Source organism: Dyadobacter soli, from assembly GCF_900101885.1.
Taxonomy (GTDB): Bacteria; Bacteroidota; Bacteroidia; order Cytophagales; family Spirosomataceae; genus Dyadobacter; species Dyadobacter soli.
The window spans coordinates 41,359-65,214 of record NZ_FNAN01000008.1 but is presented as its reverse complement, the minus strand read 5'-3'; the positions used below and the strand labels follow the sequence as shown (position 1 = coordinate 65,214).

25 protein-coding genes are annotated in these 23,856 nt (G+C 51.1%); 12 read left to right on the top strand and 13 right to left on the bottom strand.

Annotation, left to right across the window (positions count from 1 at the left end; all coding sequences use genetic code 11):
• Positions 1–354 precede the first annotated feature (354 nt).
• Both BLQ88_RS14045 and BLQ88_RS14040 read left to right on the top strand, forming a co-directional pair.
• Positions 355–1,755: a dicarboxylate/amino acid:cation symporter gene (locus BLQ88_RS14045; protein WP_090150881.1), complete on the top strand. Its 1,401-nt coding sequence runs from the start codon at positions 355–357 to the stop codon at positions 1,753–1,755.
• Positions 1,756–1,780: 25 nt separating this feature from the next.
• The gene (locus BLQ88_RS14040) at positions 1,781–2,137 is read left to right on the top strand and encodes an ArsC family reductase (RefSeq protein WP_090150880.1); all 357 of its coding nucleotides are present in this window, start codon (positions 1,781–1,783) and stop codon (positions 2,135–2,137) included.
• Here BLQ88_RS14040 and BLQ88_RS14035 read toward each other — a convergent pair.
• A complete protein-coding gene (locus BLQ88_RS14035) occupies positions 2,130–3,356 on the bottom strand; it encodes a THUMP-like domain-containing protein (RefSeq protein WP_090150877.1) in 1,227 nt (408 codons plus the stop codon). The two genes, BLQ88_RS14040 and BLQ88_RS14035, sit on opposite strands and share 8 nt — an antisense overlap.
• A 259-nt stretch (positions 3,357–3,615) precedes the next feature.
• Here BLQ88_RS14035 and acs point away from each other — a divergent pair, with 259 nt between their 5' ends.
• Positions 3,616–5,505: an acetate--CoA ligase gene (gene acs / locus BLQ88_RS14030; protein WP_090150874.1), complete on the top strand. Its 1,890-nt coding sequence runs from the start codon at positions 3,616–3,618 to the stop codon at positions 5,503–5,505.
• A gap of 68 nt (positions 5,506–5,573) precedes the next feature.
• Here acs and BLQ88_RS14025 read toward each other — a convergent pair whose 3' ends face one another.
• From BLQ88_RS14025 to BLQ88_RS14000, 6 genes are all read right to left on the bottom strand, one after another.
• Positions 5,574–5,729 carry a FeoB-associated Cys-rich membrane protein gene (locus tag BLQ88_RS14025; protein ID WP_090150872.1) on the bottom strand — a complete coding sequence of 52 codons (156 nt, stop codon included), beginning with the start codon at positions 5,727–5,729 and terminating at the stop codon, positions 5,574–5,576.
• 17 nt (positions 5,730–5,746) lie between these two features.
• Positions 5,747–6,283, bottom strand: a complete 537-nt coding sequence (locus tag BLQ88_RS14020; protein WP_090150869.1) for a YfiT family bacillithiol transferase — start codon at positions 6,281–6,283, stop codon at positions 5,747–5,749.
• A gap of 187 nt (positions 6,284–6,470) precedes the next feature.
• Complete coding sequence (locus tag BLQ88_RS14015) at positions 6,471–7,265, bottom strand: inositol monophosphatase family protein (RefSeq protein ID WP_090150867.1); 795 nt, start codon at positions 7,263–7,265, stop codon at positions 6,471–6,473.
• Positions 7,231–8,460 (bottom strand): lipoprotein N-acyltransferase Lnb domain-containing protein, encoded by a 1,230-nt coding sequence (locus BLQ88_RS14010; RefSeq protein WP_090151553.1) that lies wholly within the window; start codon positions 8,458–8,460, stop codon positions 7,231–7,233. Before BLQ88_RS14010 ends, BLQ88_RS14015 begins: the two co-directional genes overlap by 35 nt.
• Positions 8,450–9,154 carry a 16S rRNA (cytidine(1402)-2'-O)-methyltransferase gene (gene rsmI, locus BLQ88_RS14005; protein ID WP_090150864.1) on the bottom strand — a complete coding sequence of 235 codons (705 nt, stop codon included), beginning with the start codon at positions 9,152–9,154 and terminating at the stop codon, positions 8,450–8,452. The genes BLQ88_RS14010 and rsmI overlap by 11 nt, the downstream gene beginning before the upstream one ends.
• Entirely contained in the window at positions 9,151–9,387 is a 237-nt protein-coding gene (locus tag BLQ88_RS14000) for a 4a-hydroxytetrahydrobiopterin dehydratase (protein WP_090150861.1), read from the bottom strand. The genes rsmI and BLQ88_RS14000 overlap by 4 nt, the downstream gene beginning before the upstream one ends.
• A gap of 279 nt (positions 9,388–9,666) precedes the next feature.
• Between BLQ88_RS14000 and BLQ88_RS13995 the strand changes: the two genes are divergently transcribed.
• From BLQ88_RS13995 to BLQ88_RS13985, 3 genes are read left to right on the top strand one after another with little or no spacing between them, the layout of a single operon-like run.
• A complete protein-coding gene (locus tag BLQ88_RS13995; protein WP_090150858.1) occupies positions 9,667–10,095 on the top strand; it encodes an OsmC family protein in 429 nt (142 codons plus the stop codon).
• Between the two features lie 8 nt (positions 10,096–10,103).
• Entirely contained in the window at positions 10,104–10,925 is an 822-nt protein-coding gene (locus BLQ88_RS13990) for a thymidylate synthase (protein ID WP_090150855.1), read from the top strand.
• Positions 10,926–10,938: 13 nt separating this feature from the next.
• Entirely contained in the window at positions 10,939–11,547 is a 609-nt protein-coding gene (locus BLQ88_RS13985) for a trimeric intracellular cation channel family protein (RefSeq protein WP_090150853.1), read from the top strand.
• A 98-nt stretch (positions 11,548–11,645) separates the two neighbouring features.
• On the opposite strand, the gene BLQ88_RS13980 is transcribed toward BLQ88_RS13985, so the two are convergent.
• Positions 11,646–12,551: a DUF2911 domain-containing protein gene (locus BLQ88_RS13980; protein ID WP_090150851.1), complete on the bottom strand. Its 906-nt coding sequence runs from the start codon at positions 12,549–12,551 to the stop codon at positions 11,646–11,648.
• A gap of 79 nt (positions 12,552–12,630) precedes the next feature.
• On the opposite strand from BLQ88_RS13980, the gene BLQ88_RS13975 reads away from it, so the two are divergent.
• Positions 12,631–13,170: an NUDIX hydrolase gene (locus BLQ88_RS13975; RefSeq protein ID WP_090150848.1), complete on the top strand. Its 540-nt coding sequence runs from the start codon at positions 12,631–12,633 to the stop codon at positions 13,168–13,170.
• On the opposite strand, the gene BLQ88_RS13970 is transcribed toward BLQ88_RS13975, so the two are convergent.
• The 5 genes from BLQ88_RS13970 to BLQ88_RS13950 form a co-directional block, all read right to left on the bottom strand.
• Positions 13,157–14,821: a S8 family peptidase gene (locus BLQ88_RS13970; protein ID WP_090150845.1), complete on the bottom strand. Its 1,665-nt coding sequence runs from the start codon at positions 14,819–14,821 to the stop codon at positions 13,157–13,159. The genes BLQ88_RS13975 and BLQ88_RS13970 overlap by 14 nt on opposite strands.
• 84 nt (positions 14,822–14,905) lie before the next feature.
• A complete protein-coding gene (locus BLQ88_RS13965; RefSeq protein ID WP_090150842.1) occupies positions 14,906–16,501 on the bottom strand; it encodes an FMN-binding glutamate synthase family protein in 1,596 nt (531 codons plus the stop codon).
• 24 nt (positions 16,502–16,525) lie between these two features.
• Positions 16,526–17,761, bottom strand: a complete 1,236-nt coding sequence (locus tag BLQ88_RS13960; RefSeq protein ID WP_090150839.1) for a 3-phosphoshikimate 1-carboxyvinyltransferase — start codon at positions 17,759–17,761, stop codon at positions 16,526–16,528.
• Between the two features lie 23 nt (positions 17,762–17,784).
• Positions 17,785–18,399, bottom strand: coding sequence for a hypothetical protein (locus BLQ88_RS13955; protein WP_090150836.1), 615 nt, complete (start codon positions 18,397–18,399; stop codon positions 17,785–17,787).
• Positions 18,400–18,486: 87 nt separating this feature from the next.
• Positions 18,487–19,110, bottom strand: a complete 624-nt coding sequence (locus tag BLQ88_RS13950; protein ID WP_090151550.1) for a DUF502 domain-containing protein — start codon at positions 19,108–19,110, stop codon at positions 18,487–18,489.
• 81 nt (positions 19,111–19,191) lie between these two features.
• Between BLQ88_RS13950 and BLQ88_RS13945 the strand changes: the two genes are divergently transcribed.
• The 5 genes from BLQ88_RS13945 (at position 19,192) to BLQ88_RS13925 (ending at position 23,829) form a co-directional block, all read left to right on the top strand.
• Positions 19,192–20,271 carry an Ldh family oxidoreductase gene (locus BLQ88_RS13945; protein ID WP_090150833.1) on the top strand — a complete coding sequence of 360 codons (1,080 nt, stop codon included), beginning with the start codon at positions 19,192–19,194 and terminating at the stop codon, positions 20,269–20,271.
• 41 nt (positions 20,272–20,312) lie between these two features.
• On the top strand, positions 20,313–21,350 hold the full coding sequence (mltG, locus tag BLQ88_RS13940) for an endolytic transglycosylase MltG (RefSeq protein ID WP_090150830.1): 1,038 nt from the start codon (positions 20,313–20,315) through the stop codon (positions 21,348–21,350).
• Positions 21,351–21,352: 2 nt separating this feature from the next.
• The gene (locus BLQ88_RS13935; protein WP_090150828.1) at positions 21,353–21,772 is read left to right on the top strand and encodes an acyl-CoA thioesterase; all 420 of its coding nucleotides are present in this window, start codon (positions 21,353–21,355) and stop codon (positions 21,770–21,772) included.
• Between the two features lie 13 nt (positions 21,773–21,785).
• Complete coding sequence (locus BLQ88_RS13930; protein ID WP_090150826.1) at positions 21,786–22,718, top strand: YihY/virulence factor BrkB family protein; 933 nt, start codon at positions 21,786–21,788, stop codon at positions 22,716–22,718.
• 118 nt (positions 22,719–22,836) lie between these two features.
• Positions 22,837–23,829, top strand: coding sequence for a glycosyltransferase family 2 protein (locus BLQ88_RS13925; RefSeq protein ID WP_090151547.1), 993 nt, complete (start codon positions 22,837–22,839; stop codon positions 23,827–23,829).
• The last annotated feature ends 27 nt before the right edge of the window (positions 23,830–23,856 follow it).

Below are 23,856 nucleotides of genomic sequence, written 5' to 3'. Positions count from 1 at the left end.
TTTGGCGGTCGGAAAAGGCACATAGGCCGGTTTGGAAAAGAATTTAATGTATGCGTAATCTTGCTGTTGTCAATTTTTATGCCAAATTGGGCACGAATTCACGATTTTCAAGCCGAACTCCTGCCTCGGCGCTCATTATTATTTGTATTTGTCCAATACATTTGCTGTTTTAAGGTAAACGATTGTTTATTTTATAATTCCTCTTTCATTTAGTATAAACATTCATTCCGGTTGTCTGATACTTGGATTAAATTCTGTATTTTGACTTAAATCCATTTGTTGCATTGACAATCATTAATTTGATTTTTTATAAGTTTACCATTACAAACTAATTAAGGATACCAAATTCCCTGTATGAAGAGCAAGATTACGATTATCAATATCGTGCTGGTCACCATTGCCGCGATAGCCTCCGTTTTAAGTGCTTACGACATCCTGCCGTTATCTGATAGTGTGCTCATTGGCCTCCGCTGGCTGGCGCTGGCGAGCCTGATCGTGTACGCGGTCCTGAAAAGGAACCTTACCACTTCAATCCTCATTTCGATGCTCGTCGGGACGGAGATTGGTTATGATTTTCCAAAAATGGGCACCGAGCTGCATTTCCTGCGGCAGATATTCCTCCAAATGATCAAAACGGTGATCGCGCCGCTGCTTTTTGCGACGCTCGTAACCGGTATCGCGGGCCATTCCGACCTGAAACAAGTCGGCCGGATGGGCTGGAAATCGTTACTATATTTCGAAGTCGTTACCACGTTCGCATTGGTCATCGGGCTGGTGTTTGCCAACTGGTTCAAGCCGGGTGTGGGCATCGTGCCGCCGGAGAGTTTGAATGCTACCTTGCCGAAAGTGAACCAGCAAACCTGGCAGGAAATCGTGCTGCATTCATTCCCCGAGAACGTCGCCAAATCCATTTACCACGGTGAAGTGCTGCAAATCGTGGTTTTCAGCGTGCTTTTCGGCATTAGCCTTGCATTACTGCCGTCGGCGAAAAAAGAGAAGTTCGTGCATGGCGTGGAGCTGCTGGCCGAGGTAATGTTTAAGTTTACCAAAATCATCATGTATTTCGCGCCGATCGGCGTGGGGGCTGCGATTGCCGAAACCGTCGGCCATATGGGTATCGATGTATTGAAAAACCTTGCATTGCTGCTCGCTACGCTGTATTGTGCGCTGGTCGTCTTTATTCTCATCGTATTTGTACCGGTGGCGATGATCGCCCGGATTCCGGTGATCAAATTCGCGAAAGCCATTTTCGAGCCGGTTTCCATCGCATTCGCGACTACCAGTTCGGAATCCGCATTGCCCAAGGCGATGGAGAAAATGGAGAAATTCGGCGTGCCACGCCAGATCGTATCTTTTGTAATGCCAACGGGTTATAGTTTCAACCTCGACGGTTCCACGTTGTACCTCGCACTCGCGACCGTGTTCGTAGCGCAGGCAACCGGCACCGAAATGTCGATCGGGCAGCAGTTTACGATGGTATTGTTATTAATGCTCACCAGCAAAGGCGTGGCCGGTATCCCGCGGGCTACTTTGGTGATATTGTTGGGTGCGATCGCTAACTTTGGAATGCCCGAATGGCCTGTATTGCTGATCATGGGGATCGACGAACTGATGGACATGGCCCGCACGTCGGTGAATGTGACCGGTAACTGCCTTGCAACGGCCGTTATCGCCCGTTGGGAAGGCGAGCTCGATGATGAGAAAATGCACAATTCGGACAAGGTGGTGGAAGTTCCCGCAACCAGCGAAATATAAACAGTCATTTTCAGAGTAAATTTTTATGTTGACCCTTTACGGAATCCCGAATTGCGATACCATTAAAAAAGCCCGCACCTGGCTCGACAAAAACAAGGTGGCGTACCAGTTTTACGATTACAGAAAAGACGGCATCAGCCCGGAGAAAGTAAGCAGCTGGTTCAGCGAGTTCCCCTGGGACAAGGTTTTGAACAAAGCCTCCACCACCTGGAAGGAGCTCAGCGACGAAGAAAAAGCAAAGGTTACCGACGCAAAATCCGCTGCAAAACTGCTCTCATCGAACCCGACGGCCATTAAACGCCCGGTAGTAGAAGACGAAACCGGTAAAGCGCTGACGCTCGGCTTTAACGAGAAAATCTACGAAGAAACCTACCTCAAATAGGTTTCACGCAAACGATCACGACTTTGGATTGATCGGCAAGGGTGGTGGCGAACAGGTAATGGTCGCCACCATCTTTTAATTTCCACTTCTTCCTTAATTCTTCGGGCTTCGCTGGAAAATTGCGGGTGGTAATGTTCGCCTTATCACCGGGAATGTGCTGTGAAATCTCACGGATATCGGGCTTGCAAACGGCTGCGACCTTAAAACTGCGTCCCGGAAAATCGCTTATCCATTCTTCCGACGTGTATAACTGGCTGTGAATGGCCAGTTTCTGCATATTATACCGTGCACAAAGTGTTTTGAATGCGCCCGCTTTCAGTACGGCGGCGTGTGGTTCATACAAATGGCCCAGCGGTTTGGAATAACTTACCAATGCATTGCGCTCTTCCTCCCGGTCGAAATCGAGCTGGTGAATGGGCTGGCCCGCTGCGTCGACAATGCGGACTTTGATTTTAAAATTCGGGTCCTGCATTTCGCGGTCGAGCACGAAGAGTAGTTCCTTGCATTCTTGCTCGTAACCCATTACGTGTACTTCTTTCAGTTTTTGCAGTTCCTTCGAAGCGAGGTCGATGTCGAGGAGGGGGGATGTTTTGATTAAAATATTAGGGGCTGCATTTAAAAGTAATGTTGCATTTCCGGCTACATCCGGCGTACAATCGGCGAGGCGCACTACTTTTTCCTTGTTCGCGTCGCGGCGGGCCGGGTCGGCGTAGAGCCAGTCGGCAGTGAGGCCGTTTTGTAATGCATTGAGCGATTCTCCCGCGTGTACGTGTATGCGTGTTGCGCCCAGCTGCGCGAAGTTGTACGCGGCAGTGCTCGCTACTTCGGGTTGTTGTTCGAAATAATGGCTTTCGGCGAAGCTCCGGCTCATGTAATAGCAGTCTATACCCATGCCGCCGGTGACGTCTATCAATGCATTTCCCGAAACGATGCCGGCTTTGTAATGCGCCGTGGCTTCCGAAGAGCATTGTTCCACGGACAATGCGGGCGGGAAAATCAGCTTTTCGTTCGCCGACCATTCGGGCAGCTTTTTCAAAGCCTTCTGCCGTGACTGGATTTGCGCCGCGAGTTTCTTCACATCGAGCCCCTTGAACTTGCCCGCTTTCAGGATCAGCTCGCCGGGGTTGTCGTACAAATGCGCACGGATGAATGCGATTTCTATTTCCGCCAACCCCTCGTGCGCATTGCCGTTTGCTGCTATTTCCTGCCCTTTGATCATTCGTTCAACTAGTTCGAAAGCCGAAAGTACATCTTTTTAGCCGGTAGCGTACGACGGTGGGCAACAATGCCTGCTTTATGGGGAGAATTTGAAATATTATCAGAATGATAACAATTGCTCACCTTCTGCTATCGGTTGATAATCAATAAAATGGCCTGCAAGTGTCTGGGATACAGTTTCTGTGCAAGTAGGACTAACCAAATGAAAATTATAACTTCACAGTCAAATCCTAAATTTCCTGTTAAAACCTTTATTTATCATGAGAATTAAGACCTTTGAAGAGTACAAGGTTGCTTACCAACAAAGTGTAGAAGATCCCGAAGGTTTCTGGGCGGAAGTGGCCCAACAGTTTCAATGGCGTAAACCGTGGAAGAAAGTACTGAGCTGGGACTTCCAGGAAGCGCGTACCAAATGGTTCGAAGGCGGTGTGATGAACATCACCGAAAATGCCCTCGACCGTCACCTGGCCGAACGCGGCGATCAGCCCGCGATTATCTGGGAGCCTAACAACCCCGAGGATCAGGCGGTGACACTCACTTACCATGTTTTGTTTGAACAGGTTTGCCGGTTCGCCAATGTGCTCAAAAAGCACGGCGTGCAAAAGGGCGACCGTGTTTGTATATACCTGCCGATGGTGCCCGAGCTGGCCATTGCCGTGCTCGCCTGCGCACGCATAGGCGCGGTACATTCGGTGGTTTTCGGTGGCTTTTCGGCCAAATCCATCGCCGACCGTATCAACGACGCCGAATGTTCGATGGTAATCACCTCCGACGGCGCATTCCGCGGCTCGAAGGTGATCCCGATGAAGGATACCGTGGACGAGGCATTGGTACAATGCTCGACCGTTAAAAAAGTAATCGTGCTCACTCGTACCCGCACACCGGTACACATGCTCAAAGGGCGTGACCTGTGGTGGGAAGACGAAGTGAAACAAGTGAACTCCGTATGCCCCGCCGAACCCATGGACGCCGAGGATATGCTTTTCATCCTCTATACTTCGGGCTCGACGGGCAAGCCGAAAGGTGTGGTGCACACCTGCGGCGGCTACATGATTTACGCGACTTACACATTCGCGAACGTGTTCCAATACGAGCCGGGCGAGGTGCATTTCTGTACCGCCGACATTGGCTGGATCACCGGGCACAGCTACATTGTGTACGGCCCGCTTTGCTATGGTGCTACTACCGTGGTATTCGAAGGCGTGCCTACCTACCCGGACGCCAGCCGTTTCTGGAAAATTGTTGAAAGACATCAGGTTAATATCCTTTACACCGCGCCTACGGCCATCCGCTCGCTGATGGGCTTTGGTTTGGATTATGTCAAAGGGCATGATTTCTCTTCATTGAAAAAACTGGGTTCGGTAGGGGAGCCTATCAACGAAGAGGCATGGCATTGGTACAAAACCAATATCGGCGGCGACCATTGCCCGCTGGTGGATACCTGGTGGCAGACTGAAAACGGCGGCATCATGATTTCGCCGCTCGCAGGCATTACGCCGGAGAAGCCTACTTTCGCCACATTGCCATTGCCGGGTATTCAGCCGGTGCTGGTGGATGAAAGCGGCCAGGAAATCGAAGGAAACGGCGTGAGCGGTAATCTCTGCATTAAATTCCCGTGGCCGGGCATTATCCGCACCACCTACGGCGACCACGAGCGTTGCCGTCAGACTTACTTCTCGACCTACCCGGGCAAATATTTCACCGGCGACGGTTGTTTGCGTGATGAAGACGGCTACTACCGCATTACCGGCCGCGTGGACGACGTTTTGAACGTTTCCGGCCACCGTATCGGCACCGCGGAGGTGGAGAATGCGATCAATATGCACCTGGGCGTGGTGGAATCGGCCGTAGTCGGTTACCCGCACGACATCAAAGGTCAGGGCATTTACGCCTACGTGATCACCGAGCACACGCCTGATGACCCCGAAATGTTCCGCAAGGATATTTCCGCCACGGTTTCCCGAATTATCGGGCCCATTGCGAAGCCTGATAAGGTACAGTTCGTAACCGGTTTGCCAAAAACACGTTCAGGCAAGATCATGCGCCGCATTTTGCGCAAGATTTCCGAGGGTGATGTGAGTAATTTGGGAGATACCTCAACCTTGCTCGATCCTGCGGTTGTGGAAGAGATTAAGGAAGGGAAGTTGTAGAACTTGATACTTGAATATAAGTCAAAAGGCCCCGGTTGGGGCCTTTTGCATTCTCGCGAACGGGTATATTATTTGATTTTAACCGAACTCACTTTGTCGGCAGCGCAACCGCACCCTTTGGCACATCCGCCGGTGTTGCGCCGGTCGAATGATTTCCAGATGCGCCAGCCCATGTAGCCGGCCGCGACGAGGAATAGTGCCCAGATGATGATTTGCTGCTCCATGATCGGTTAACCGTATTTTACTGCCAATTGTTCCGTTGAGCAAGCCGGAATGCATGCTGGTAATGGTGCTCGCTGTGCCATGCGTAATTCGCGATCACTTCGTCCAGACGATATGATTTTTGTGATCCGGGGTGGAAATAGGTGCGGGCAAGGTCGTTTTCGTCCAAAGAATTCAGCAATAGTACCCATCGCAAATGCACGTATCGGATCAGTTGCAGCGACAATTCGACCTGCGCCGTTTTCGCATCCGGTAATTCGGCCCATAACTGCTCCTCGTAAGGTTTGATCGTCGGGTTATCCTCCGTCATCGCCAGCCTGCAACGCGTGTAGGCATTGATATGGCTATCGGCGACGTGATGGATCAGCTGTCGCACGGTCCAGCCATCCGGGCGGTAGGGCGTATCCAGTCGGTGATCATCCCAATTGCCCAGCAGGTTGATAAACTTGGAGGGCAATGCGCTGATAATCTGAATATTCGATTTGATCTCGGAAGGAGTGTAGCTTTCCTGAGATTGGAATTCGCCGATGGGGTATTGGAGTTCGTTCAGGTTCATGGCGCTTTAATGAGTGAATGAGTGAATGGGTGAATGAGTGAATGTGTATTGTCAGGTGTGGTCAGGTATTGTAATTTGATGTTCTGTCATCGATTTTATGATCATTCCCTGACTACTCCTGACTACCCTTGACCACTTCCTGACTATACTTGACAATTTCTTGACCATTTCCTGACCTGGCATGTGTTCAGAAATTTTCGCTGATCACCTGCACGAGTTCCGGATGTGCTCCCGGGGCGGCTGCGATGATGTCGCCTCCGAAGAGGTAATTATCGCCTCCATTGAAGTCGGTTACCGTGCCGCCTGCTTCTTTGATGAGCAGCGTTCCGGCGGCCATATCCCAGGAATTCAGGTTGTATTCGTAAAAACCGTCGAAACGGCCGGCTGCTACATAGGCTAAGTCCACGGCTGCGGCGCCCATTCTGCGGATGCCGTGCGTTTTTTGCATGAGCAGTTCGAGGATGTACATGTAGCGTTTCTGCTTCTCGAAGCGGTAATAGGGGAAGCCGGTCGCGATGAGGGCGTCGGCGAGCTGCGGTACGGTGGATATTTTAATGTTCTTGCCATTGCACCACGCGCCACCGCCTTGCCAGCCGTAGAACATTTCATTCAGGCTCGGTTCGTGGATCACGCCTACGAGCAGCTCTTTGCCACGGGCCAGGCCTACGCTCACGCAATACACGGGAATGCCGTGGATGAAGTTGGTGGTACCGTCGAGCGGGTCGATGATCCAGTTCAATGCCTCGGGATCGGGCTCCTGGCCGGTGGTACCTTCTTCGGTAATGAAGCTGGCTTCGGGCAGAAGTTCCTGTAAACCGGCTACCAGCAGTTTTTCGGCTTCCTTATCGACGTAGGAAACCAGGTTATTGAGGTCTTTGTACTCGATTTTGTCACGAGAAAAAAGGGCCGCTTCCTGCTGGATAAATGAGGACGCCTGCCTTACTATTTCAATGGTTTTTTGTGTCAGCAACTCCAGATCCATACGCAATTTCCTTTTGGGGAATTTTTGATAGTGAATTGTTAATATAGTAAACCCTGATGATCAGCATCGCCAGGATGGGTATCAGCACCAGATTGTGTTTCGCCAGATTGCCCGTTGCGCAAAGTAGCAGAAATGCATAAAAAATCAACAAATACTGAAACCAAGAGGGCTTTTTGGTTTTCGAAAGGGCGAAAATCAACGGCATCCACAGCGGAAATGCCCAGAGTACGTCGTAATTCCAGCTCGTAACGCCGTGGTTCGTCCCGAACCAGAGCCCCAGTAAAATCCAGCCAGACAGGCCCGCAATGCCGAAAAGCACTTTATCAAACACGAAATTGATCCGTTCGGTACGGATTTGCCAGTAGGTGATTGCCAGCGTCAGGATCGCCAGCGACCAGAAAACAACCGTGGGTGTAAACGGGGTAGGCGGCGGGAATGGCGCTGCTTTGAAAATTTCGCGGGTTTCTGAAACCAGCGGCGCGGTGCCTGTCGCCGTTTTTACTTTCGCATCTGTAAATGCCGTGGCGAGGTTATCGGGGAGAAAAGTGGCTTGCTCGGGTGTCGCGATTTCGTCGGATGGCGCGCCTATGGCCAAATCCATGCCAAAATCCGCCCAGGGGTTCTGCTTGAATGCGTACCGGTCGATCCACTGGCGGAAGCTCAGTTTTTCTTTGGTATAACCATTATAAATGAGGCTGTCGCCCATAGCCGCTTTCAATGCGACGGTCATACGGGTGGCGCAGTTGTCGTAGAAAAATTTGTATTGATACTCCCGGTTTTCGGGTAGATAGTTGTTTTCGAGAAAGTTGTAGAGTCTTTGTTTTTGGGGTACTGAAAGATTTAAAACCTGTTCGGAAATGGAGCGGTTCTCTTCCTGGTAATGCGCTACCTGATAGGAGAGCGGCGACACGGAGATACTATAAGGCAATGTGCCCCTCAAAAATTTGATATAAAAATTACCTTCCTCGAAACGGAAAGTACCATAATTGAATGCCCGGTCGACGCCCGTCATGGGGTCGTACACCCAAAGCACGCTATGCCCGAAGCCGGAATACAGCTCCGTTCCCGGCGCCACGGTCACGAGGCTTATTTTGGCCGAAGGACTGAGGATACCAAATTGCGCCCGCGACACAAGCGGCGCTGCCAGCCACAAAAGGCAGATTAATGTGACTAACCTTAAATGTTCAATCCTCATCTTCGTCATTCGATTTTTTCTTTTCATCGGCCTTGCCAGCCACTACGATCACAATTTCGCCTTTTACAGGTTTGTCGCCGAAATGTGCAATCACTTCGGTGACAGTGCCGCGCACATTTTCCTCAAACATCTTACTCAATTCCCTCGAAACACAAACCTGCCTGTCGGCCCCGAAATGCTCGGCGAACTGCTGCAATGCTTTCACAAGCCGGTGCGGCGATTCGTAGAAAATCATCGTCCGCTCTTCGCTGGCGAGGTTTTGCAAGCGCGTTTGCCGTCCTTTCTTATGCGGTAAAAATCCTTCGAATGTAAACCGGTCGCTGGGCAGGCCGGAATTGACGAGCGCGGGCACGAATGCGGTAGGCCCGGGCAGGCATTCCACGGGTACGCCCTCACGTATGCACGCGCGCACGAGCAGGAAGCCCGGGTCTGAGACGGCGGGAGTACCGGCGTCGGATACGAGCGCGAGCGTCTCGCCCTTGCGGATGCGTTCCACTACGCGTGCGACGGTCTGGTGCTCGTTATGAATGTGATAGCTGTGCAAAGGCTTCGAAATGCCCAGGTGTTTCAGCAGGTTGCCCGAGGTGCGGGTATCTTCTGCCAAAATAGCGTCAACGCTTTTCAGCACGTTGATAGCCCTTAATGTAATGTCTTCGAGGTTGCCGATCGGCGTGGGTACTATGTAAAGTTTCATGCGTTATAAATCCGGTCGATCGCCGCGGCCAGCTTGTGGTCTTTTTCGGTTACGGTGTCGCCGGCATCATGGGTATTCAATTCAAAACTGACCTTGTTGTACATATTCGCCCAGTAGGGATGATGGTCCATTTCGTTCACAACATCGGCCACTTTGGTCATAAAAGCAAAAGCTGCGCGGAAATCCTTGAACGAAAAGCTTTTTTTGAGTTTGTTATCTTCTTCCTGCCACATGGTGTTGCGTGTTTGGTTGTGTGGTTTTCTTCAAAATACTTATGCCACTGTGTGCATGACCGCCGCGTGCAGGCTGGATTTCTGCACCCGAAGATAAGGCTATTCTTCGTGAAATTGCACGCCGACTTAGCCCTTTCGAGACCGATCGATTATATTTGAACTTTGGCCGGGGTTAAAAGCTTAAGAGATTATACGTGCCGGTTGGCATGTCGGCCAGAGGCCTCCGAATAGTGGGCACGAAGCAAGAGCTTCGCACCATAAAGACAGAAAGTAACCATCATGAAAGTAGAACTAGTCCGCGTAGATGACGCCTTCCATTTCGAAGGCACCGGTTCCTCCGAAGTAAAAGTACATACCGACGGCTCGCCTGAAATCGGCGGCCAAAACCTCGGCGTGAGGCCGATGGAACTGTTGCTGATGGGCCTCGCCAGTTGCAGTGCCATCGACGTGGTGCTCATTCTCAAAAAGCAGCGCCAGGAGATCACCGATTTCCGCATTATCGCCGATGGCGACCGCGAGCAGGAGCCCGACACGCAGCGCAAGCCGTTCCGGAAGATCCATTTGACATTCAAATTTGCAGGTAACAACCTCGATGAGTCCAAGATCCAACGTGCGATCGGCCTTTCGATGGAGAAATATTGCTCGGCGACGGCCCAGCTGGAAGCGCTGGCGACCATTACTTACGACGTTGAAATCGCGACTGTTTAAATAAAATCATGCAACAATACCACGACCTGCTGCGCCACATTCTGAAAGAGGGCGTCAGGAAAACCGACAGGACCGGCACCGGCACGATCAGCGTGTTCGGCTACCAAATGCGTTTCGACCTTAAAAAGGGCTTTCCGCTGGTAACGACCAAGAAAGTGCACACCAAATCGATCATTCACGAGCTGTTGTGGTTTTTGCAGGGCGATACCAACATCGGTTATCTGAAAGAACATGGCGTGTCGATATGGGACGAATGGGCCGACGAAAACGGCGACTTGGGGCCCGTTTACGGCAAGCAATGGCGGAGCTGGGAAGGCGCCGACGGGAAGTCGGTGGACCAGTTGCAGGAAGTTTTGAAGCAATTAAAAAATTCGCCCGACTCGCGCCGCATTATCGTTTCGGCCTGGAACCCTTCGGAGCTGCCGCAAATGAAGCTGCACCCGTGCCATGCATTGTTCCAGTTTTACGTGGCGCCGCCCGATACCGATGCCGGCGAAACGAAGGGCAAGCTATCGTGCCAGCTCTACCAGCGCAGCGCGGATGTGTTCCTGGGGGTACCATTCAACATTGCCAGCTACGCATTGCTCACGATGATGATCGCCCGCGAATGCGACCTTGACCTGGGTGATTTCGTATGGACTGGCGGTGATACCCACATTTACCTCAACCATCTGGAACAGGTAGAAACGCAGCTCAGCCGCGAGCCGCGCGCATTGCCGCAAATGGTGCTGAACCCGGATGTGAAAAACGTGCTGGACTTCAAATTCGAGGATTTCGAGCTCGTGAATTACAACCCATGGCCGGGTATCAAGGCGCCGGTAGCCGTGTAACCCTCGTCGCGGGATGAGCATTCAATACATATTAGAGATTGTCGGAACGTTCGCATTCGCGATTTCCGGCGCATTGGCTGTGAAGGATCAGAAGCACCAGGATTGGTTTGGTGCGAGCTTCACAGCCTTTATTTCTTCCATTGGCGGCGGTACGTTGCGCGACGTACTCCTGGGCAGTTACCCGCTCGTGTGGATCAGCGACATTACCATCATCCACGCCATTATCCTCGGCATCCTGGCTACATTTATTTTCTACAAATTCCTGCTCAGGCTTCGGAAAACGCTATTCCTCTTCGATACTTTCGGGATCGCGCTTTTTACGCTGGTCGGAACTGAAAAGGCATTGAATCTGGGCGTCAGGCCGGAGATTGCCGTGATTATGGGCGTTTTTACGGCCACTATGGGCGGGGTGATCCGTGATGTGATGACCAACGAGATCCCGATCATTTACCGGAAGGAAGTATATGCGACCGCTTGTTTCACAGGCGCATGCGTGTACCTGATCCTGGATAGTATCGGTGTAGAACGGAATGTCACGTTCATTTTATCAGCCATTGTGATTATCTTGCTGAGGATACTGGCGGTGCGTAACCAATGGAGCGTTCCGCGTTTTTTTAGGTAAAAAGCTTAAATGTCACGCTGAGCGTAGTCGAAGCGCGGTACCGTACCGCGCTTCGACTACGCTCAGCGTGACATTTATGTGTACTTTCTACAATCTTTTTATTTCTTTTTCTTCTTCACAGTCGAAACCGCTTCTTTCACCGGTGCGGCTTTGGCCTGCATATCGGCGATGGCTTTTTCAACCTGTGGTTTGTAGAAGTTGTAGGCACCGTCGGGAGCGGCTGCGCCTACTGTCAATGCTTTTTGCGCTACGGGGATTGCCTCGGCGGGCTTGCCTAGTTTGTTCAAGATCTGCGCTTTGGTCCACAATGCATCGAATGATTCTTTCAAGCCGATCGCTTTGTCAGCCAATGACAATGCTACCTGCAAATCCTTGCCTTTTGAAAGCAAATAACCCGCGGTGCTTTGCAATGTGGCCACGTCCTCAGGCTTTTCGGCTACGGCTTTGTTCAATGCAGTCAATGTAAGGGACTCCGTGCTTACTGCGATAGGTACAGGCACATTCACCGATGACCACGAAAGGTTCAGATACGCCGTGCTATCGGTAACCGGTTCGATTTCAATTTTAAATGCTTCGTTATATTCATTCGAAGTAGGGACTACCATCGTACGCGCAACGTCCTCCGATTCTTTATAGCCTTCGCTGCCGCCCTGGTTGTAGTTTTTGTTCAAAATCACCGTCCATGCCGCGCCGTTGGGGATCGAGAACAATGCATACTTGCCCGCTGGTACCTTCTTGCCGCCGAATGTGAACTCGGTGCTGGCTTCGAATATGGTAGCCATGTTGGCACCGGTACGCCAAACCTGGTCGTAAGGGGCCAATGCAGACTCCTGCGCGAATACTTTGCGGCCTTTGATGAACGGGCGGGAATATTTGACGGTGAAATCGGTTACACCAACGGTTTGCATGACGGTGGCTGCGGGGCTTGGTGCCGGCACGCGCTGCGCGATAGTCGCAGTCGCCAGCAATGCAGCGAGGGACATGGATAATAGATACTTTTTCATTGTTTGAATAAGGTGGTTTATTGCTTTCAGTTGTTAAACTTGTGGTGAAATTAGAATGAAAAAACCACATAGTCTAAAAATGAAAAGGGACAGTTTGCTTGCATTACTCGCCGCCTACGAACCGGAGCCGGGCTTAGAGGCTGAAATGCACAACGATACGGTCGATTTTGTGAAACAGCACCCCGATTGTTTCGAACGCAGCCTGCTGATTGGCCACATTACCGCATCGGGCTGGGTACTTTCGCCGGGAAAAGACGCGGTACTACTCATGCACCATCGCAAACTCGACCGCTGGTTTCAGCCCGGCGGCCATTGCGACGGAGATCCCGATGTACGGGAGGTAGCCATGAAAGAAGTAATGGAAGAAACCGGTATCACCGACCTGCATGCATTGAAAGACGGTATTTTCGACGTGGACGTACATTTGATCCCTGTCAATAAAGAGATCCCCGAGCATTACCATTACGATATCCGCTTCGCTTTCAAGGCGGCGGAAGGGCAGGAAATTGTGCTGAACAGCGAATCCAAAGACGTGCAATGGGTACCCGTGTCGGAAGTACAGCATTCCAACGACTCCGAGTCGATCATGCGCATGGTTCGGAAGACTACCGCTTTATAAATTTCAACGTCCTTTCCTGGTCGTCGACTTTGAGGCGCACCAGGTAAAGTCCCGAGGCGAGCTGGCCGGTGGCAATGGTGTGTTTGGCGGCGAGCCGCGCGGCAGCCGAATGCATGGTTGCACCGCTTACCGCGTACACGCTTACATTCGCCATTTTGCCGATCAGCGTTTGGGGGATCGTAAGCGTCACTTCGTCCTGCGCCGGGTTGGGAGAAAGCACGACGGAGCTCAGCAATGTGCCTTCGGTACCCAATGGAGAAAACTCGTCCTTAGCAATTTCCTGCGCTTTCACGAGGTTTGGTACGCCATAGCCCAGCATATTGTTCGGCGTGGCAGCCAGATGACCCGATTTTTTTAATACATAAATAACCTGCTGTGCGGTGAGGTTTGGAAATGCCTGCCAGAGAATGGCTGCAACCCCGGCGATTTGCGGAGCCGAATAGGACGTTCCATAACCGCTGGTAGCGCCGCCGTTGAGATCACCGACGATGGTTCCCGCGCCCACAGCTGCGACATCGGGCTTTTGCTGTTGTGCCGCATTCGGGCCGACAGAACTTAATGACGCATAACTGCGGTCGTAATTGGTCGCGCCGACGGTTAGTACCGAGTCAACGTCCGCCGGGGCGCCCACGTAATGCCAGCTGTTGCTTCCGTCATTTCCCGCCGAGTTTACCACTATTATACCTTTCCGCGTGGCATAGCGCGCGGCGCGGCTTACGATCGTCGTTTTGCCGTCCATATCCTTATAGGTATGATTGTAGGCCGGGGTGTTGTATTCATCATCGAAAGTCGTGTAGCCGAGCGACGAGTTGATCACATCCGCGCCCAGGCTGTCGGCGCGTTCTGCCGCCATCAACCAGGTGATTTCTTCATAGGGCGACTCGCCGAAGTTGTTTTCGGTAACATATAATGCAAATGAAGCCTTGAATGCAGTCCCTACGAGCGTGCCCGGCAGGTAGGCGGCAATGGTAGACATCACGCTCAGGCCGTGGAAGCCGTCGTTGTATACATTACCATCGCGTGCTACGAAATCGTGCGTGTCGATAATGCGCTTCTCGTCGCGGAGCTGTTTGAAATACGCTACTTCATTTCCGCTGGCAAAGCCATTGTCGAGCACTGCAATGAGCATATTCTCGCCCTGGAAGCCTTTTTGGTGCATATCGGCCACTTCCATCAAAGCAAGCTGATTGTTCATTCGGCCGTAATCGATACTTTCTGTCGTGCCGAGCTTTTGATGGGTTGCGGCCGTGCGGGCAATGCCGGGAGATTGGGAACTGATATTGGCAACGGGCAGGTTCAACTCAATCCCTTTGTAGAATGGCATTTTTTTGATTTCCGCCAATTGGGCATCGGAAGCTTCTACCAATGCGCCGTTGAACCAGCGGCTGGGGTAAATCACCTTCGCGCCTATTTGGCGGACGGCAAAGAGGTAACCCGGATTTACTGGGAAGTCATGGGAAGTAATGGCGATATTCTGCTTTGTCCGCCTGTCGATGGAGCGTTGCGAGAGGATCTCAGTCGGCCTGTCAAGGGAATAGGGACTGTTGGCTTTGTCTTTAAACAGCACGAGATACCTTGGGTTGCTCTGTGCTAGAACAGTACTTTGGACTAACAGGAATGCAAATGCGGTAAGCAGTAAAGTTTTTTTCATGGACGCGGTTTTTTGAAAGCAACGCTCGTTGTTTCTTTTTCCATATACTTCTTTAAAGGCAAAATTGTGGAGGTTATCCTGTGGCTAGGCTGTTTTTTCTCCCGGTATATCGCGCCCTCCGAGGTGGTCGCATTCCAGCAATGCATTGATGCCGGGGAAAGGGACGACGGTTTTGAGATAACCATAATTGTCGGCCAACGTAATCGTGCGGTTGTTATCTCCCATTGAAATATCGATATCAGCCATTCCGAACTGGCAGGGGTGCTCATAACCCGAGGCGTGTGTGATTTCGATGATTTCCTTCGCCAGCGTCTTCATGTAGTTGTTGAAGCGCTCGCTCTTCAATGCCGGATCGATGCCCGATTCCAGCCATTTGTTATTGGTAGCAATGCCTGTCGGGCAGCGGTTGGTGTGGCAGGTCTGCGCCTGAATGCAGCCGATAGAGAGCATTGCCTCGCGTGCAACGTTGATGATGTCGGCACCCATCGCGAATGCCATTACAGCCTGTGCGGGCAGTCCGAGCTTACCCGAGGCTATGAAGGTGATCTTATCGTTAAGGTTATGTTTTTGGAATATTTTATAAACCGTACTGAATGCAAAAACTAGGGGCAGCGACACGTGGTCTGCAAATGATGGAGGCGCCGCGCCTGTACCGCCTTCTCCGCCATCGATGGTAATGAAATCGGGTCCTTTGCCGGTTTCTACCATGATGTCTGCAAGTTCTTCCCACATTTCGGTCTTTCCTACCGCCGATTTAATGCCAACCGGTAATCCGGTTGCAGCAGCCATTGCCTCAATGAAATCGACCATGCCGCGTACGTCCGAGAATGCGCTGTGGTAAGGAGGCGACACAACGTCTTTCCCGATCGGTACCCCGCGGATCTCGGCGATTTCGGCGGTGATTTTGCTGGCCGGAAGCACACCGCCCTTGCCGGGTTTGGCGCCTTGCGAGAGTTTCAGCTCGATCATCCGCACGGCTGGATTGTTTTGCATCAGCTTCACCAGCTTTTCCATTACAAAATTGCCGTCGTCATCACGCACGCCGAAATAGGAGGTACCCATGTTGAAAACCACGTCCGCGCCATATTTATGGTAGGGAGATAGGCCGCCTTCGCCGGTATTATGGTAGTTGCCGAATTTGAAAGAGCCTTTATTCAACGACTCGATCGCACGTGCGGAAAGCGATCCGTAACTCATTGCGCTCACATTCACGACCGAACGCGGGCGGTACGGGCGCTTGCGACCATGGTATTTGCCGATCACCTTGGCGCTCGGAATGGTGTAATGGTGTGGGTCGTTGCCGTTTTTGACGTGGTGGCTGTGGGTAGAATCCACGCGGTAAGGCAGCATCGAAGGTTTGATGAGGACATAACCCGCCTCCTGCATGTTCTGGTCGGTACCGAAACCCTGGTAGTTGTTCTCCTTTTTGGAAGAAGCGTAAATCCAGGAGCGCTGCCGGCGGTTGAACGGCAGCTCCTCCCGGTTGTTGGCTACAATGTACTGGCGCAATTCCGGCCCGATCGTCTCGATCATGTACCGGAAATGCCCTACCAATGGAAAGTTATGCTGAATGGTGTGCCTTTTTTGTAAAATATCCCTCAATGCGATGATGACGGCAATGGCGATCACAATGTAGAGCCAAACTGGCACCGATGCCAGGAACGACCAGACAGTTTCCATAAACAATTCCAGATGGTGAATATTCTAAACTTCTTCCCAGGTGGTAACCTTCGCGAGGTCTTTCCAGTAACCGGGATAGGATTTTACAACCACACCAGGCTCCTCGATCAGGATATCGCTTACCATGCCTACGGGCGCGAACGCCATCGCCATACGGTGATCGTCGTAGGTGTGAATGGACGGTACAGGGTCGGTAGGAATGTCGGTGAGGGTGTTAACTTCGTACAAATGGTCTTTTTCAACTTCTTCCAATTCCGCGCCAAGCTTGGCCAGCTCTTGCTGCAATGCAAAAACGCGGTCGGTTTCCTTGATTTTCAGGCTCTCGATACCGGTGAGCGACAGGCGGATCTTTTTAATGGCGGCAACAACCGCTACGGTCTGAGCGAGGTCTGGACAGTTGGTAAAATCCCAGCCTAATGATGCTTTCGCAGGGATCTTGGTCAAAAGCACGCCGCGGTCGGTGAATACGCTTTCTACGCCGAGGTGACGCATGATGTCGACGATTGCGCTATCGCCTTGCAGCGAATCTTTTTTCAATCCCAATAATTCAACTTCCGCGTCTTCGGCCAAAGCCACAATGCTGTACCAGTAGCTCGCTCCCGACCAGTCGGATTCGATCGCGTAAGGTTTGGGCTGGTATTTGAATGCGGGGATCGTCAATATATTATGTTCCCAGTCGGCGATATATTCGATACCGAAATGCGCCATCTGGTTCAAAGTCATTTCAATGTAAGGTCTTGACCCTACTTCACCTTCGAGTTTGATCTTCAAACCGCTCGGAAGCTGCGGTGCGATCATCAGCAATGCGGAAATGTACTGGCTGCTCACGTCGCCGCGCATAGTCAGTTCATTGTTTCCCGAGTAGTTGAAACCATTCAGTTGGAGCGGCGGGTAGCCTTCCACTTTTTCGTAGGTAATATCAGCCCCGAGCTTGCGCAGCGCATCCACGAGTATGCCGATCGGGCGCTCGCACATACGAGGCGTGCCGGTCATGGTTTTCTTCTGATTGGTAACTGCAAAGTAGGCTGTCAGAAAGCGCATGGTCGTTCCCGCGTCGATCACGTCCGCAACGGCGTCGTTCGAATTCAGCAGGCGCAGCATGGTTTGCGAGTCGCGGGCTTCGGAAATGTTGGTCAGCTCCGACTGGAAGCCGGTGAGCGCATTGATGATCAGCGCGCGGTTACATTCACTTTTGGATGCGGCAAGCTGTATTTCTGCACGTATGGGTTGTTGGGGGGGATGAACGAGAATGGATTTCACTTTTCGGATATGGTGTTTCGCAATTAATAGGTTTCAAGCACTTTTAGCTTATTCCTGGAATTGATTTTCAGGGAAGCGAACGTGAATTTATAACAAATATACCCCGCAGCCATAAGCGAGCCGCCGATGACGAGCGTGGAAGTGTCGGTAGTGTAGCGTTTGTTGTCGACGCCTTTGTTGAAAAAATCGGCCCCGATGAAGATCAAACCCGCTAGTGGAAGCAACGGAGCTGCCTGTGAAATGAACGGGATTCTTTTTGAAACCTTCATTAACCGGATATCTTCCAGCAAAATGTGCTGGTAGTCCATCCGCCCAACGGCTTCGTTCACCACACCAATGGTAAAACCGGTGTCGTCCACGGAAGCAATCGTTTCATTGAAGCGTATCGTTTCGTTCTTCATCCGGAATTTGATATTGTCGCCCGGAAAGAACCGGTACCTGTGGAAACCACCAATGACCGGGGACGCGTCAAGTACCAGATATTTTTGTCCCGGCGTGGCGATTACCCGGTTGCTGCTACCCTGTTTCAGAAAGAGTTCTTCACTGGAAAGGGTTTTCTTAGGGTCATAATGGTCTTGCGACCATGCTTTGATATTCCCCAGGAACAGCAAAACGACAATGGGAAGGAGTAGTCTCATAGTACTAAAAGAATGGTTCAAATATAGGGAATCATTCTCTTAAACGGGCACAACTGTTGCATTGTTGCTCATTAAAAACGGGTTAAACTAGTCTTCCTCAGCCGTTTCTTCCTTCGAAACCTTTACAGACACACCGCCGGATACAAGCATCTTCATCACGTCTGTGGCCTTGGCTTCGACCGGTGTTACGTTCGCGGCGGGCACAATAAAGAGCTCACCCGACAGCGAGTAGGAGAGTGGCATGTACACCGCCACATGATCGGCGATTTTGAGGTGGCTGAGGTCGGTTTGGGTGATGAAGCCGATCTTTTTGATATCAGTATCCTTGTACATCGTTACCAGCACCGGCTGGTTGAACTTCTTTTTATCCCCGACAAATGCTAGAATGAGGTCTTTAATGGAGTAGTATATCAAACTCACCAGCGGTATGCGCCGCATAATGCTTTCGGTGAACTTGAAGAAAGATTGCGGGACGATCGTCGAGAAGAGGAAACCAAGCAGGATAATGCCGAAAATGATGATCAGCACGCCCAGACCGGGTAAATACACCATCTGTTGGTTCGAGATCGGGATTTCGATGGGAAGGATACTGTCGAGGTATTCGACGCCCGACCAGATAATGAGGGCTGTCGCGTACAACGGCGCCACCAGCACGAGCCCCCGGATGAAGTAGCTGATGATGCGTTTGAGGAATGAGTTTTTAATTTCCATATTTGCACGCCGGGCGCCGCACGCAGGGCGCGCTGGTTGGCGGTAGGGCAAAATTAGCAAGAAGTTCATTATTTGACGTATATGTATCAGGCCAGTTATTTAAAACATTTCACCGAGCAGGTTTTTCTGGCAATAGGATGTTCTCAGGAGGAAGCCAGGCTGGCTTCCGAAGTGTTGGTCAGCGCGGATTTGCGCGGTGTGGATTCCCACGGTATCGCACGTTTGGCGGGTTATGTGAGGCTTTATGATCACGGCCGCCTGAACCCGAAACCGAATGTGACCATCGCCTACGAAACGCCGAGTACCGCCGTGGTGGATGGCGACCGCGGGTTAGGCCTCGTAGTAGCGCCGAAAGCTATGGAAATTGCCATGGAAAAGGCTGAAAAGGTAGGTTCGGGCTGGGTATCGGTTAGAAACTCAAACCATTTCGGCATTGCGGGTTATCACGCCATGCTGGCATTGCAGAAGGATATGATCGGTTGGACCATGACCAATGCCGCGCCGCTCGTTACCCCGACCTTCTCGCTGGATAAATTATTAGGTACCAACCCGATTGCCGTTGCGGTACCTGCATTGACGGAACCTGCCTTTGTGGCAGACTTCGCATCGACGGCTGTGGCCTATGGTAAGTTTGAGATATTACAAAGAAAAGGCCTTCCCGCGCCGCTGGGATGGGCGCAGGATGCCGATGGTAACCCTACGACCGATTCCAATGCCGTAAAAAGCGGGGGCGGTTTGCTGCCCCTCGGTTCGGATCGTGAACATGGCAGCCATAAAGGTTATGGCCTCGGCGCGATCGTCGATATTTTCTCCGGTGTGCTTTCCGGTGCTAACTTTGGGCCGTGGGTGCCGCCATTTGCCACTGCCGGTTTTATGGGCGTGCAGCAGAGCGTCGGGCTTGGTACCGGGCATTTCCTGGGTGCGATGCGTGTGGACGGCTTCCGTCCGGCCGATGAGTTTAAGGCCGATATGGACAAATGGATCGGTGCATTCCGCAATGCGCGGGCTGTGGATGGCGAGAAAGTGCTTATTCCAGGCGACCCCGAACGTGAAATGGAGGCGGATCGCAGTGTGAACGGTATCAAACTGCTCGAACCGGTAGTTTTGTCACTCGATGAGTTGGCGAAGCGTTTCGGCATACCATTTGAAATCAATTTATAAAACTAAAAAAACTGACGGCCGACGGCTGACCGCTGAAACATATGTCGCGTAATTTTAAAATAGGATTGTTCATCACGATTGCGATCCTGGCCACCACATTTACCTTCTACTTCTGGCAGATTTTCCGGACGCCGAACTTGCAGGCTGATAAAGAGTCGAGCTTTGTGTTGCTCATTCCCGAAGGCGCTACTTACAAAACCGTTCTGGACACACTGAACAAGCACGAGGTTATTAACGACCACATTTCATTCCAGTTTTTGGCTAAATTTTTGAAATACACTGAAAAAGTGAAGCCGGGCCGCTATGTGATCAAGCCGAAAAGCAATAACTATGAGGTGATTAAAAAGCTTTCGTCGGGCAGCCAGGATGCTGTGAAGCTGACATTCAACAATATCCGCCTGAAAGAAGACCTGATCAAGCGCATTGGTTCGCGCTTTGAATTTGGAGAAGATAGTTTCCGCAAGGCACTAAACGACCCGGCGGTTTGCAACAAGTATGGCCTCGATACATTGACGATCGTATCCATGTTCCTCCCTAATACCTACGAAATTTACTGGACTACTGGCACCGAGAAGTTCCTCGACAGGATGCACAGTGAATACAAAAAATTCTGGTCCGACGAGAAGGTTGCAAGGGCAAAGGAAATCGGTCTGACACCGGTTCAGGTTTCGATCCTGGCTTCGATCGTGGAGGAAGAGCAGGCGCGCAAAGTGGATGAGCGTCCGCGCGTGGCTGGCTTATATATTAACCGTCTGCATGCCAATATGCCGCTGCAAGCCGATCCTACGATCAAATTCGCATTGGGCGACTTCGCTATCAAGCGCATTCTGAACCAGCAGTTGCTGATCAAATCGCCATACAATACTTATGTGAATACCGGCTTGCCTCCGGGACCCATCCGCGTGGCGGATTTCAAGTCGCTGGATGCGGTGTTGAACTACGAAAAGCACGATTATACTTATATGTGTGCCAAAGCGGATCTTTCGGGGTACCACGCATTTGCCACCAATTATACCGACCACCTCAACAATGCGCGTCTTTACCAGGCTGAGTTGAACCGGTTGAAAATCATGAAGTAAGGATGTTTGTTCACGAAGTCAAAGGAATTCGCGTGCGGTATGCCGATACCGACCAGATGGGATATGTGTATTACGGAAATTATGCGCGGTACTATGAGATCGGCAGGGTAGAAGCATTGCGCAGCCTGGATTTTCATTACAAGGCGATGGAGGATTCGGGTGTAATGATGCCCGTTTACGAGTGCCATTATAAATACCTGAAACCAGCCCGTTATGACGACGAGCTGAATATTCTTGTCAAAATCGAGGAATTACCCGGCGTACGCATCCGGTTTGCCTATGAAATCCGCAATCAGGAACGCGTTTTGCTCAATACCGGGGATACGACATTGGTTTTCCAGCGAATGGATACCGGCAAATTGTGCCCGGCGCCGGATAAGCTGTTGGAAAAACTAAGACCTTATTTTGAACCGAAGGGATAACACGCGGCCGGTTATGCTTGAAAGATTGCTGAAAAACCGTCATATCAAGCGCATTATCCTCTGGTTACAGCAAACGATGCTGTTCCGGGGAACGGTATCGTTGTACGACATTATCCTGAACCTGGTTCACAGTAATCAAAAGCACGAGATCGATCAGCGGGCTTCGGCGGTGGCTTACAGCCTTGTTCTGGCCGCGTTTCCGGGGATTATCTTCCTTTTTACCCTCATTCCCTACATCCCGATCGAAAACCTCGATCAGCAGATCTTGGATCTGCTGAGGGAAAATATGCCTGCCGGTACCTTCCAGGCTGCCGACCAGACGATCCTCGATATCGTGAGCCGCCCGCGCTCGGGTGTACTTTCCCTCGGTTTTATTTTTGCCATGATCGCCTCCACGAACGGTATGATGTCGCTCATGCGGGCATTCGATATGGTGTATGATGATACCGAAACGCGCGGTTTCCTGGCGATCCGGGGCATTGCAATGATGCTTACGTTGCTGCTGATCGCGGTGCTGTTCCTTTCTATCGTGTTGCTGATTGTCGGGGATGCGGTGATGAACATCGTCGGCGAGTGGCACATTATCCGCGACAACTGGCTGATCGCGTTGCTGAATATCCTGCGTTACCTGATCAGTTTTGGCTCGCTGATGTTGACGATCTCGATTATCTACCGGTTCGCGCCCTCACACGGGCGGCAGTTTACATTTCTGAATGCAGGCTCGGTGATTGCTTCCGTACTCATTCTCGCGGCTACCTACGGTTTTTCCTTCTACCTTTCCCGTTTCAGCTCCTACAACAAGCTCTATGGCTCGATCGGCACCATGATCGCGCTGATGATCTGGATCTATTTGCTCGCATTTGTAATTATTCTGGGATTTGAAATCAATGCGAGCATTAGCCGGGCGCGCAACCGCGTGGCTTCCAGGCGTGCTTTAAAACGGTGATTTGCCGGATAATAACATTATCGGCATCTCCGGCCTGTTGTTGGTAATTTTGTGCTGCGGTGCCCTTTTCCCCTCCGAATCTACCACCGTAATGAAGGGACCGCTTGGAGCGTACATCATGACAAACTTGGAACAACCACTCGTTACAGTTATCCTGACGGCATTTAATCAGGAAAAGTACATTGAGGAAGCCCTGGCTTCCGTTTTTTACCAGACTTATCCATACATTCAGCTGATCGTCATCGACAATGCGAGCAAAGACAATACGCTGGGTGTTATCGAAAGTTTTAAAGGGAAGGCGCCTGCCTTTCAGGTAATCCGCAACCGCAACAATATCGGGCTTTGCAGGGCATTCAACCAGGGACTTACTATCGCACAAGGTAAATACGTGATCGACCTTTCCGGTGACGATGTGATGATGGCCGACCGGATCGAGAAGCAGGTTCAGGCATTCGAAGCATTACCGGATGATTATGCCGTAGTTTTTACAAATGCAAGGTATATCGGAAAGGCAGGCCAGTTGTTGCATAACCATTATAATATCGACAACAGGGGCAATGCGACTTGCAAGGTTCCATCCGGCGATGTTTATAAAAATATTCTCGAACGCTACTTCATTTGCACGCCTACCATGATGATGCGGACGGCTGCATTGCAGCAACTTGGCGGCTATGACGAGACCCTCGCATTTGAGGATTTCGACTTCTGGGTCCGTTCCTCCGTTCGTTTCAAATACTTCTACCTCGACCAGGTCCTCACCAAAAAGCGAGTGTTGAAAACTTCGCTTTCCACGGGTGTTTATAAAAAGGGAAGCGGAATGCTGCAATCTTATTATGCCGTTTGTAACAAAGCCTACGATCTTAACCGCGATCAGAAAGAGTTCGATCTTTTGGCGCAGCGCATACGTACATTTATCCGTAAATGTCTGTACGCGCAGGAGTTTGAGCTGGCTGTTCGTTTCCGCCGGTTATTGAACTATATCGAGAATCCGGGGTTGCAGACAGAGCTGATCGTCCTGATGTGCAGGCTGCATTTGCCGGTGAATTTCGCTTACCGCTTCTATATCGAAAACTTAAAAAAGTTAACACCGCAGGAAGGATTTGCATTTTGATTTTGTTAGGTCAAAAAGTAAAATTTC